The organism is Streptomyces lateritius (assembly GCF_014649715.1).
Taxonomy (GTDB): Bacteria; Actinomycetota; Actinomycetes; order Streptomycetales; family Streptomycetaceae; genus Streptomyces; species Streptomyces lateritius.
In genome coordinates, this window is the sequence record NZ_BMTO01000001.1 from 423,144 (window position 1) to 432,584 (window position 9,441).

10 protein-coding genes are annotated in these 9,441 nt (G+C 72.9%); all 10 read left to right on the plus strand.

Annotated features, from left to right (window positions below; translation table 11 throughout):
* The first annotated feature begins 8 nt into the window (after positions 1 to 8).
* The 10 genes from IE136_RS02005 to lgt all read left to right on the plus strand — a co-directional run bounded on the left by IE136_RS02005 (position 9) and on the right by lgt (position 9,394).
* A complete protein-coding gene (locus IE136_RS02005) occupies positions 9 to 1,499 on the plus strand; it encodes an anthranilate synthase component I (RefSeq protein ID WP_189599231.1) in 1,491 nt (496 codons plus the stop codon).
* A gap of 14 nt (positions 1,500 to 1,513) precedes the next feature.
* Complete coding sequence (locus IE136_RS02010; protein ID WP_158986415.1) at positions 1,514 to 2,176, plus strand: TIGR02234 family membrane protein; 663 nt, start codon at positions 1,514 to 1,516, stop codon at positions 2,174 to 2,176.
* A gap of 201 nt (positions 2,177 to 2,377) precedes the next feature.
* Positions 2,378 to 2,626, plus strand: coding sequence for an HGxxPAAW family protein (locus IE136_RS02015; RefSeq protein ID WP_158986413.1), 249 nt, complete (start codon positions 2,378 to 2,380; stop codon positions 2,624 to 2,626).
* 662 nt (positions 2,627 to 3,288) lie between these two features.
* Entirely contained in the window at positions 3,289 to 3,669 is a 381-nt protein-coding gene (locus IE136_RS02020) for a DUF2752 domain-containing protein (protein ID WP_158994164.1), read from the plus strand.
* 130 nt (positions 3,670 to 3,799) lie between these two features.
* The gene (gene trpC, locus IE136_RS02025) at positions 3,800 to 4,609 is read left to right on the plus strand and encodes an indole-3-glycerol phosphate synthase TrpC (RefSeq protein ID WP_158986410.1); all 810 of its coding nucleotides are present in this window, start codon (positions 3,800 to 3,802) and stop codon (positions 4,607 to 4,609) included.
* A gap of 8 nt (positions 4,610 to 4,617) precedes the next feature.
* Entirely contained in the window at positions 4,618 to 4,884 is a 267-nt protein-coding gene (gene trpM / locus IE136_RS02030) for a tryptophan biosynthesis modulator TrpM (protein WP_229818592.1), read from the plus strand.
* 426 nt (positions 4,885 to 5,310) lie between these two features.
* Complete coding sequence (trpB, locus tag IE136_RS02035; RefSeq protein ID WP_189599232.1) at positions 5,311 to 6,612, plus strand: tryptophan synthase subunit beta; 1,302 nt, start codon at positions 5,311 to 5,313, stop codon at positions 6,610 to 6,612.
* Positions 6,613 to 6,626: 14 nt separating this feature from the next.
* Positions 6,627 to 7,442 carry a tryptophan synthase subunit alpha gene (gene trpA / locus IE136_RS02040; protein ID WP_158994160.1) on the plus strand — a complete coding sequence of 272 codons (816 nt, stop codon included), beginning with the start codon at positions 6,627 to 6,629 and terminating at the stop codon, positions 7,440 to 7,442.
* A gap of 64 nt (positions 7,443 to 7,506) precedes the next feature.
* Entirely contained in the window at positions 7,507 to 8,328 is an 822-nt protein-coding gene (locus IE136_RS02045) for a DsbA family protein (protein WP_189599233.1), read from the plus strand.
* Between the two features lie 73 nt (positions 8,329 to 8,401).
* Positions 8,402 to 9,394: a prolipoprotein diacylglyceryl transferase gene (gene lgt, locus IE136_RS02050; protein WP_158986404.1), complete on the plus strand. Its 993-nt coding sequence runs from the start codon at positions 8,402 to 8,404 to the stop codon at positions 9,392 to 9,394.
* The last annotated feature ends 47 nt before the right edge of the window (positions 9,395 to 9,441 follow it).

Below are 9,441 nucleotides of genomic sequence, written 5' to 3' on the forward strand. Positions count from 1 at the left end.
CAGCCGCCATGGACCTCGAGACCTTCCGCAAGCTGGCGGCCGACCGCCGCGTGATCCCTGTCAGCCGCCGCCTCCTCGCGGACGGCGACACCCCGGTCGGGCTCTACCGCAAGCTCGCCGCCGAACGCCCCGGCACCTTCCTCCTCGAGTCCGCGGAGAACGGCCGTTCCTGGTCCCGGTACTCCTTCATCGGCGTCCGCAGCGACGCCACCCTGACCGTGCGGGACGGGCAGGCCCACTGGCTCGGCACCCCGCCCGTCGGCGTCCCCGTCGACGGCGACCCCCTCCAGGCCCTGCGCGCCACCGTCGAAGCCCTCCACACCCCCCGTGACCTCGCCTCCGGAATGCCGCCCTTCACCGGCGGCATGGTCGGCTACCTCGGGTACGACATCGTCCGCCGCCTGGAGCGGATCGGGGACTCCACCCGGGACGACCTGAAACTCCCCGAGCTGACCATGCTGCTCACCAGCGACCTCGCCGTCCTGGACCACTGGGACGGCACGGTCCTGCTGATCGCCAACGCGATCAACCACAACGACCTGGAGACCGGTGTCGACGAGGCGTACGCCGACGCCGTCGCCCGCCTCGACGCGATGGAGGCCGACCTGGCCCGCCCGGTCGCCACCGCCCCCGCCGCCCTCCCCGCCTCCGAGCTGCCGGAGTTCTCCGCCCTGTGGGGCGGCCCTGCCTACCAGGACGCCGTCGAGGACGTCAAGGAGCGGATCCGGGCCGGCGAGGCCTTCCAGGTGGTGCCCTCGCAGCGCTTCGAGACGCCCTGCCGCGCCTCCGCCCTCGACGTCTACCGCGTCCTGCGGGCCACCAACCCGTCCCCGTACATGTACCTCTTCCGCTTCGAGAACGGCTTCGACGTCGTCGGCTCCAGCCCCGAGGCCCTGGTGAAGGTCGAGGACGGGCACGCGATGGTCCACCCCATCGCCGGCACCCGGCACCGCGGCGCCACCCCGCAGGAGGACAACGACCTCGCGGAGGAGCTGCTCGCCGACCCCAAGGAGCGGGCCGAGCACCTGATGCTCGTCGACCTGGGCCGCAACGACCTCGGACGGGTCTGCGAGCCGGGGTCGGTGGAGGTCGTCGACTTCATGTCGATCGAGCGGTACTCGCACGTCATGCACATCGTGTCGACGGTGACCGGGCGGGTCGCGGAGGGGAAGACCGCCTTCGACGTCCTCACCGCCTGCTTCCCCGCCGGCACGCTCTCCGGCGCGCCGAAGCCGCGCGCCATGCAGATCATCGAGGAGCTGGAGCCGTCCCGGCGCGGACTGTACGGCGGGTGCGTCGGCTATCTCGACTTCGCCGGCGACTCCGACACCGCCATCGCCATCCGTACGGCCCTGCTCCGCGACGGCACCGCGTACGTGCAGGCGGGAGCCGGTGTGGTCGCCGACTCCGACCCCGTCGCCGAGGACAACGAGTGCCGGAACAAGGCGGCCGCCGTCCTGCGCGCCGTCCACACCGCCAACCGGATGAACGGCGCATGAGGACGTAAGGGATAGTGGGGTACGTGAGTGCTGTTCCCGTACCCCAGCCCCGAGCCGCGCGCGCGGGCGGCGCGGCCACCGTTTCCGGCGGCCGTCGCAGCCTGGCGGCGGCCCTTCTGCTCGGCGCCCTCGGTGCCACCGTCGTGCTGCTGTCCACGGGCCAGACCTGGGCCGAGGGCACCGCGTCGGTCGGCGGCGGCGCCGTGCCCGTCGAGGCCGACGGCGGCACCGTCACCGGCGTGCCGACGGCGCTCGCCATCGTCGGCCTCGCCGCGCTCGTCGCCGTCTTCGCCGTCCGCCGCGCCGGACGCACCCTCGTCTCCGGGCTCCTCGCGCTCAGCGGCGCGGGCGCTGCGCTCGCCGCTTTCCTCGGCGCGTCCGACGACGCCGCCCTGGACACGGAGGCCGCCCGCATCACCGGCGACTCCGCCGCCTCCGTCGCGCACCTGACCCACACCCCCTGGCCGTACGTCACCGCCGCCGGAGCGCTGCTCATCCTCGCCGCCGGCCTCCTCGCCCTGCGGTTCGGCCGGAGCTGGCCGGCGATGGGCGGGCGTTACGAGCGTTCCGCGTCGCCCCGCCCGGAGCGCAAGGCGTCCGCGGCGGCCGCCTCCGACCGTCCGGAGGACCTGTGGAAGGCCCTGGACCGCGGCGAGGACCCGACGCACGAGGACTGAGCGGGAGCGGGCCGGCGGAGCGCGCGAACGACGCGTGATCGTCGCGCCACCCCCGATTCATCCTCGCGGGGCCATGTGCGGGACCGCGCCACCCCCGATTCATCCTCGCGGGGCCATGTGCGGGACAATGTGGCCACGAGCGTCCTCGCATGCGAGACCTCACCCGAGCCACCACCGAGCAACAGCAACGAGGAGCAACTCATGGCGGGCAGCGCCCACGGACACACCCCGGCCGCCTGGACCGGTGTCATCATCTCCTTCATCGGCTTCTGCATCGCCGGAGTCTTCATGGTGGCGGCCAACGTGACCGGCTTCTGGGCCGGCATGGCCGTCATCGCCCTCGGCGGTGCCGTCGGCCTCGCGATGAAGGTCGCGGGCCTGGGCATGCCGAAGGAGTCGGAGGAGGTGGCCTCCGCGCGCGCGGCGGCGTCCGCGAAGGCGCGGGGCTGACCCACGACACGCGCGAAGGCGCAGCCCGGCACGGCCGGGCTGCGCCTTCGCGCGTCACGGGCGAGAATCACCGCGTGAACGCGAAGCCGCCGCCCGCGACCGTGCCCGCCGCCCCGCCCGCCTCCGGGGCCCCGGACGCGCTTGCCGCACGTGCGGGGGAGGGCGGCCCGGAGGTGCCGGAGCTGCCCGCCGCACGGGAGGTACCGGGTGAGACCGGCGTACCTGCTGTCTCTGCCGCACCTGGCGTATGTGGCGTACCCGCTGCGCCAACCCGGTCCGCCGAGGCCGGGGGACCGGCGGTGCCCGCCGTCCCTGTCGAGGCCGGCGTATCGGCCCAGCCGGACCTGTCTGCTGGGCTGCATGCGCCCGCCGGGGCGGGCGCGCCCGCTGTGCCGGACGTGTCTGACGAGGCGGGTGGTTCGGCCGTGCCACCTGCTTCCGGCGCGGCAGGCGTACCTGCCGCGCCGGCCCCGTCGGACAGGTCTGACGCTCCCGGCGCTCCCTCCGGTCCCTCGGCTCCCTCCGGTCCCTCCGGTTCGACGGAGCCCGCCTCGGCCGTCGGCTCCGGGGTCGCCCCCACGGCGGGAGGCCGGGATGGTGCCGGGCACCCCGGGCACCCGGCGTGGGGCGCCGCGCCGGCGCCGCGCCGCCTCGCAAGGCGGCTGGTCGCGCCCCTCGGCACGCTCGTCGGCGTCGCCGCCGCCTTCGCGTACGTCGGCGCCGTCGACCCGAACGAACCCGGCCACTACCCGGTCTGCCCCCTCCTGCGCTTCACCGGCGTCTACTGCCCCGGCTGCGGCGGACTGCGCAGCGCCCACGCCTTCGTCCACGGCGATCTCGGCGCCGCGCTCGGCGCCAACGCCCTCGCCGTCCTCGGCTACGGACTCTTCGCCCTCCTCATGACCGTCTGGCTGGTTCGCGCCGTACGCGGCACGCCCATGAGACTCGTGATCACGCCGGTCTGGGGATGGGGCCTGGCCGCCGTCCTGGCTCTCTTCACCCTGGTGCGGAACCTGCCCTTCGGCTCAGCCCTCGCGCCGTGAAGTCCCAGCAGGTGGGACGCACGTCAGCCGGATGCGGGCCCCACGCCGTCCTGCGGATACCATCGACATGGCTGAACCTGTTTCATCTTCACCACCGTCACCATCACCCTCCCGGAAGGGGGCCTCTCGCGTGAGTGTGCTCGACGAGATCATCGAAGGCGTGCGCGCCGACCTCGCAGAGCGGCAGGCGCGGGTCTCCCTCGACGAGCTCAAGGAGCGCGCCGCCAAGGCGCCGCAGGCCAAGGACGGTGTCGCCGCACTGCGCGGGGACGGCGTCAAGGTGATCTGTGAGGTCAAGCGCTCCAGCCCGTCCAAGGGCGCGCTCGCCGCGATCGCCGACCCGGCCGGGCTCGCCGCGGACTACGAGGCGGGCGGCGCCGCCGTCATCTCCGTGCTCACCGAGGAGCGCCGCTTCGGCGGCTCCCTCGCCGACCTGGAGGCCGTACGGTCCCGGGTCGACATCCCCGTCCTGCGCAAGGACTTCATCGTCACGGCGTACCAGCTGTGGGAGGCGCGGGCGTACGGAGCCGATCTGGCGCTCCTGATCGTCGCCGCGCTCGAGCAGGAGGCCCTGGTCTCCCTCATCGAGCGCGCCGAGTCCATCGGCCTGACGCCGCTGGTCGAGGTCCACGACGAGGACGAGGTCGAGCGCGCGGTCGACGCGGGCGCCCGGATCATCGGCGTCAACGCCCGGAACCTCAAGACCCTCAAGGTCGACCGCTCCACGTTCGAGCGGGTCGCCCCCGAGATCCCCGCGAGCATCGTCAAGGTCGCCGAGTCCGGCGTCCGGGGCCCGCACGACCTCATCGCGTACGCCAACGCCGGCGCCGACGCGGTCCTGGTCGGCGAGTCGCTCGTGACCGGCCGCGACCCGAAGGCGGCCGTCGCGGACCTGGTCGCCGCAGGCGCCCACCCGGCCCTCCGTCACGGCCGGAGCTGACCCGCCCCATGCCCGCCCGCCGCACCACGCCGACCCCCCTGGGCTCCGCCCGGGGGCGCTCCGGCGTGCGCGCGGCGACCGCGGTCGCCGCGCCCGCGCGCGACCCGCACGCTCCGCTGGCCCGCGGGTGCCGGCCGCGCGGCTGCCGGGCGCCCGCCCGGCGGGTCCACGGCCGCCGGGTGCGGTACGTGATCGGCAGCGAGCCCGGTCAGGTCAACGGCATGCGATGGCGCCCGCGCCCCGCGCGCACCTTCACGAACGCCACCGCCGCCTGACCAGCTCCGTTGTGGGCATTCGTTCCGTTCGAGGGCCCAGGGCGAAGCTCCGGGCAGGAACAGGTGGGCCCGACGGACGACGCCCTTGCGGGCGCGTTCCGCCCCTGTGCCTGCCCCGCCACGTGGTGGGGGACCTCTCAGGAACGTGACGAGCGGCCGCCCTCGTGGGCACCGGGTACCAGGAGCGGAAGCACCCGCGAGGGCGCGTCCCGCGTGCCCACCCGTTCCTCCTCCCAGAGCTTCGCCCTGGGGGCCCTGGCGGAACGAACGCCCACGGACGAAATCCGGGCCTGTCAGGCCGTGCGGACGATGCCACACGGGCAGAGGCCGGGCTTGGGCGTTGCCGTACGCGACGAGACCGCGCGCATATCGTGACCATCAACCGCAACGTCATCCGGGGCGCCCCGCCCCGCGAGGAGCAGTCGCATGTCCAGCGAGTTCTTCATTCCGGACCCCGAAAGTCAGGTCCCCACCGCCGAGGGCTACTTCGGTGCCTACGGCGGCAAGTTCATCCCCGAGGCCCTCGTCGCCGCCGTGGACGAGGTCGCCGTCGAGTACGACAAGGCCAAGGCCGACCCCGAGTTCGCCCGTGAGCTCAACGAGCTCATGGTCCACTACACCGGTCGTCCCAGCGCCCTCACCGAGGTGCCCAGGTTCGCCGAACACGCCGGTGGCGCCCGGGTCTTCCTCAAGCGCGAGGACCTCAATCACACCGGCTCGCACAAGATCAACAACGTGCTCGGCCAGGCCCTGCTCACCAAGCGCATGGGCAAGACCCGGGTCATCGCCGAGACCGGAGCCGGTCAGCACGGCGTCGCCACCGCCACCGCCTGCGCCCTCTTCGGGCTCGAATGCACCATCTACATGGGCGAGATCGACACCCAGCGCCAGGCGCTGAACGTCGCCCGGATGCGCATGCTCGGCGCCGAGGTGATCCCCGTTGCCTCCGGCAGCCGCACCCTGAAGGATGCCATCAACGAGGCGTTCCGCGACTGGGTCGCCAACGTCGACCGCACCCACTACCTCTTCGGCACGGTCGCCGGACCACACCCCTTCCCCGCCATGGTGCGCGACTTCCACCGCGTCATCGGCGTCGAGGCCCGCCGCCAGATCCTGGAGCGCGCCGGACGCCTCCCCGACGCGGCCATCGCCTGCGTCGGCGGCGGCTCCAACGCCATCGGCCTCTTCCACGCCTTCATCCCGGACGCCGACGTCCGTCTGATCGGCTGCGAGCCGGCCGGGCACGGCGTCGAGACCGGCGAGCACGCCGCCACCCTGACCGCCGGTGAGCCCGGCATCCTGCACGGCTCGCGGTCGTACGTCCTCCAGGACGACGAGGGCCAGATCACCGAGCCGTACTCCATCTCGGCCGGTCTGGACTACCCGGGCATCGGTCCGGAGCACTCGTACCTCAAGGACACCGGCCGGGGCGAGTACCGCGCCGTCACCGACGACGCGGCCATGCAGGCGCTGCGGCTGCTCTCCCGTACCGAGGGCATCATCCCGGCCATCGAGTCGGCGCACGCGCTGGCCGGCGCGATCGAGGTCGGCAAGGAGCTCGGCAAGGACGGGCTGCTCGTCGTCAACCTGTCCGGGCGCGGAGACAAGGACATGGACACGGCCGCCCGGTACTTCGGCCTGTACGACGCCGACGCCGAAACCGCCCGGGTCGAGGCCGACGCCTCCGCGGAGAACGGCGCCGCCGAGATCCAGAGGGACACCAAGTGAGCGGGGCTGTACCGATGAAGAGCAAGGGCCAACTCCTCAGCGACACCCTGGCCGAGGCCAAGGCCGAGAACCGCGCCGCCCTCATCGCCTACCTCCCGGCCGGGTTCCCGACCGTGGACGGCGGCATCGAGGCGATCAAGGCCGTCTTCGACGGCGGCGCCGACATCGTCGAGGTCGGCCTGCCGCACAGCGACCCGGTCCTCGACGGCCCCGTCATCCAGACCGCCGACGACATCGCCCTGCGCGGCGGCGTCAGGATCGCCGACGTCATGCGCACGGTCCGCGAGGCGCACGCCGCCACCGGAAAGCCGGTGCTGGTCATGACGTACTGGAACCCGATCGACCGCTACGGCATCGAGCGGTTCACAGAGGAGCTGGCGGCGGCCGGCGGTGCGGGCTGCATCCTGCCCGACCTGCCGGTCCAGGAGTCCGCGACCTGGCGTGAGCACGCCGACAAGCACGGTCTCGCGACCGTCTTCGTCGTCGCGCCGAGCAGCAGGGACGAGCGGCTCGCCACCATCACCGCCGCCGGTTCCGGCTTCGTCTACGCCGCCTCCCTGATGGGCGTCACCGGTACGCGCGAGTCGGTCGGCGAGCAGGCCGCCGATCTCGTCCGCCGTACCCGGGCCACCGCGGACCTCCCGGTCTGCGTCGGACTCGGCGTCTCCAACGCCGAGCAGGCCAAGGAGGTCGCGAGCTTCGCCGACGGCGTCATCGTCGGCTCGGCCTTCGTCAAGCGGATGCTCGACGCGGAGGACGAGGCCGCCGGGCTCGCCGCCGTAAGGGAACTGGCGGGCGAACTCGCCGAGGGCGTGCGCCGCGTTTCGTAGTCCGATCGGGTGGTTCTGGGACCGGGGAGGCGCGGACGCGCCTCCCCGGTTCGTTGCTGAGGGCGTGAGCGAGAAGAACCGTGACGGTAATCGGAGCGCGCGCGAGCGCCTCCAGCAGCAGCGCGAGCGAGAGAAGGCACGGGAGAAGCAGCGACGCGTCCTGATCGTGTCGGCGGCGGTGGTCGGCGTCCTCGGACTGGCCGCCGTGGTCGGCGTGATCGCCGCGAACAGCGGCAAGGACGGCGGCTCCGACAAGGCGGGTCCCGTGGTCGCTCCGAGCGGTGCCGTCGGAGACGACAAGCCGGCCGTCCCCACGGGCAAGCCGGACGCCCCGTCGACGCTCACCATCTGGGAGGACTTCCGCTGCCCGGCGTGCGCCTCCTTCGAGAACGCGTTCCGGGACACCATCCACGAGCTGGAGGCGACCGGCGCCCTCAAGGCCGAGTACCACCTCGTCACCATCATCGACGGGAACATGGGCGGCAGCGGCTCCCTGCGTGCGGCGAACGCCGCCGCGTGCGCCCAGGACGCCGGAAAGTTCACGCCGTACCACGACGTGCTCTACATGAACCAGCCCGCGGAGACGGACGACGCCTTCGCGAAGAACGACAAGCTGCTGGAGCTGGCGGGGAAGGTGCCGGGGCTCGACACGCCCGCCTTCCGCAGCTGTGTCGAGGGCGGCACGCACGACAGCTGGATCGCGAAGTCCAACGACGCCTTCCGGAAGGGAGAATTCCGCGGCACTCCGTCGGTCCTCCTCAACGGAGAATCGATCTTCCCGCAGAAGGAGAACGAGCAGATCTCCCCGGAGAACCTCAAGAAGTGGGTCGCCGAGGCCAACAAGGGCAAGAAGGCGGGGACCGCCTCACCGGCGTCCGGCGGCTGAGAGCGGTAGTTACGCAGACGTTGCCGGGTGGGCTGCCGCCGCGCCCGCCCGGCAGGGTAGCGTCGGTCCTGCCATGGACCTTGCCTACATTCCCAGCCCGTCGACCGGCGTCCTCCACCTCGGACCGGTTCCGCTGCGCGGCTATGCCTTCTGCATCATCATCGGTGTCTTCGTCGCCGTCTGGTACGGCAACAAGCGCTGGCTCGCCCGGGGCGGCAAAGCCGGCACCGTGGCCGACATCGCCGTCTGGGCGGTGCCCTTCGGTCTCGTCGGCGGCCGCCTCTACCACGTGATCACCGACTACCAGCTTTACTTCAGCGAAGGTGAGAACTGGGTCGACGCCTTCAAGATCTGGGAGGGCGGCCTCGGCATCTGGGGCGCCATCGCGCTCGGTGCGGTGGGCGCCTGGATCGGATGCCGCCGCCGCGGCATCCCGCTGCCGGCGTACGCGGACGCCATCGCGCCCGGCATCGCCCTCGCCCAGGCCATCGGCCGCTGGGGCAACTGGTTCAACCAGGAGCTGTACGGCAGGCCCACCGATCTGCCGTGGGCGCTGAAGATCACGGAGGGCCCGAACCGCGAGGCGGGGCTCTACCACCCGACCTTCCTGTACGAGTCGCTGTGGTGCATCGGTGTCGCGCTGCTCGTCGTCTGGGCGGACCGCCGGTTCAAGCTCGGCCACGGGAGGGCCTTCGCGCTCTACGTCGCCGCGTACTGCGCGGGCCGCGCGTGGATCGAGTACATGCGCGTCGACGAGGCGCACCACGTGCTCGGCCTGCGGCTGAACGTATGGACGGCGATCGTCGTCTTCGTCCTGGCCGTCGCCTACATCGTGATCTCCGCGCGGGTCCGTCCGGGCCGGGAAGAGGTCGTGGAGCCGGCGGCGCGGGCGGCCGACAAGCCGGCCGGGGACGCGAAGGACGAGGGCGACTCGGAGCCCGCGGACGACACCGAGGCCGGTTCCGCCACGGCGGACGAGGCCGTCGACGAGCCTGCCGACGAGCCTGTGGACCGGCCGCGGAGTCCGGACGACGAGCGGGCCGGGAACGGCGCCGGCAAGGGCTGACCGGGGACGTCCCGCACATCTGCGCCGGGGGCGGCCCGGACCGAGAG